Source organism: Deinococcus pimensis DSM 21231, assembly GCF_000519345.1.
In the GTDB taxonomy this organism is placed as follows: domain Bacteria; phylum Deinococcota; class Deinococci; order Deinococcales; family Deinococcaceae; genus Deinococcus_A; species Deinococcus_A pimensis.
In genome coordinates this window covers 14186-15921 of record NZ_KI912669.1, presented here as the reverse complement: position 1 = coordinate 15921, position 1736 = coordinate 14186, and the positions used below count along the sequence as shown (strand labels likewise).

The 1736-nt window shown below is 72.9% G+C and carries 3 protein-coding genes and 1 pseudogene; all 4 read right to left on the bottom strand.

Features of this window, described 5'->3' with window-relative positions:
• Positions 1–251 (bottom strand): dihydropteroate synthase (locus DEIPI_RS32595; RefSeq protein ID WP_045234701.1); only part of this gene is annotated, 251 nt, incomplete at its 3' end.
• Positions 251–1027 (bottom strand): ImmA/IrrE family metallo-endopeptidase, encoded by a 777-nt coding sequence (locus tag DEIPI_RS0118695; RefSeq protein ID WP_245588603.1) that lies wholly within the window; start codon positions 1025–1027, stop codon positions 251–253. The genes DEIPI_RS0118695 and DEIPI_RS32595, both read right to left, overlap by 1 nt.
• 1 nt (position 1028) lies before the next feature.
• Positions 1029–1277 (bottom strand): acyl-CoA-binding protein, encoded by a 249-nt coding sequence (locus DEIPI_RS0118690; protein WP_027482768.1) that lies wholly within the window; start codon positions 1275–1277, stop codon positions 1029–1031.
• 157 nt (positions 1278–1434) lie between these two features.
• Positions 1435–1736, bottom strand: a pseudogene (locus DEIPI_RS40355) (DUF4388 domain-containing protein); the annotation flags it as partial.

Here is a 1736-nt window from a genome sequence, read left to right as displayed (position 1 = left end):
GCGACGGGCGCCGCGCCGGGCCGGGTGGATTCCCCGCCGACGTCCACGACGAGCGCGCCCGCCGACGTCATGGCGAGGGCCGCCTCCACGGCCACCTCGGGGTCGGCGTGACGTCCGCCGTCGCTGAAGGAGTCGGGCGTGACGTTGAGGACGCCCATCACGGCCGTACCCTCCCAGCGGAGCTCCCAGCCGTCCGGCACCTGCACGGCGCCCGGCGCGGGGAAGCGCAGGCGCAGCGCGTGCGCGCGCATCAGCGCTCCTCGAAGGAGCACAGCACGCGCGTCTTGATGGGGTACGCCGTGACGTACGCGGGCATCTTCTTGCCGCTGCGGAACGGGAAGAAGCTCGGCTCCTCGATGGGGAGGCCCGTGCGGAAGGCGGTGTCCACGGGGTGCCCGTCCGGGATGACGGTGCCGGGCCTGAGGCTGTAGCGCATGCTGCTCGTGGAGGCGCTGCTCTGCACCAGCAGGGGGCGGTTGTGGCCGCCCGTGCAGACGGCGAAGACGGCGGGCGTCTTCACGAAGTCCGCGAGGGCGTACATCGCGACGGCGGCGGACACGTCGGCGCGGCGCGCGACGTCCGCGATGGCCGCGCCGCTCGCGCCGTGCCGCTCCACAGCGGCGCGCAGCTCCTCGTCGGAGATGAGGATGGTGGCGGCGCCGACGTTGCACAGCGTCTCGATGGCGTTCTCGAGCGCGTCGCCCTCGAAGAGGTCGTGCAGGTCGGACAGGAGGTCCTCGTCGCCGAGCAGCAGGGCGTGGCTGACCTCGTGCGCGAGGGTGAAGCGCTGCCGCTGCGGCGAGTGCGTCTGGTTGACGAGGATGACCGCGTGCTCGGGGTCGTAGGCGCCGTCCCGCTCGCCGAGGTCCATGTACACGAGCCGCGCGCCGAGGCCCTCGGCGAGCGCGTGCGCCTCGCGGACCTTCTGCCGCGACGCGAACTCCCGCGCGAGGTCGCGCATGCGGGCCTTGTGCGACTCGAAGACCCCTTCCTCGGCGCCTGCCGCGCCCGACGCGCCCCTCGTCAACTCAGCCCCTGAGCTCGCGGACGAGGTCGACGTACTGACGCCGGGCGTCCTCGCCCGACGTGCCGCGCAGGCCCGCCCAGGCGTCGTACTTCGCGGCGCCGACGAAGTCGAAGCCGCCGGGGCGCTCGCCCGTCACGTCGCCCTCGGTGGCCTGCTTGTACAGGGCGTACAGGCGCAGCAGCACGTCGTTGCCGGGCTTGCGTGGAAGGGTCTGGACGTCGCGCGCGGCCTGCTCGAAGGCGTCTTGCATGCGGGTATGTTACTGCCTCCATGGATGGAGAGACACGTGAACGCTCCAGGCAAAAGCGAGGGGCCGTCCCCGAGCGTTCGACGCCAAAACGCGGACGGCCTCCCGAGGCGAAAGGACCGGACATCCCGGTCCTTTCGCCGGTCGTGCGGACGCAGCGTCAGGCCGTTTCGAACTCCAGGGTGTGCTCCAGCTCCCAGGCGAGGTCGCGCAGGACCCAGCCGCTGCCGGGGAAGCGCAGGCCGCCGCGCAGTTCGCCGAGGAGGAAGGTGCGCAGTTCGCCCGCGTCGTGTCCGGCGGCGACGAGTTCGCCGAGGTTGCGGGTGCCGTCCATGATGCGTTCGAGGCCGCTGGCGGTGGGGTCGCCGGGGCGGGCGCGGGGGTGGCGGATGCGCAGGACGTGCCAGGCGTAGCGGTCGGTGAGGTCGAGCCTGCCGGAGGTGACGGCCTCGGCGGCGCGCT

What these genes read in the sequence shown, in the direction of transcription:
- DEIPI_RS0118690 (WP_027482768.1), bottom strand. Translation starts at nt 1,277, where the DNA reads ATGCAAGACGCCTTCGAGCAGGCCGCGCGCGACGTCCAGACCCTTCCA.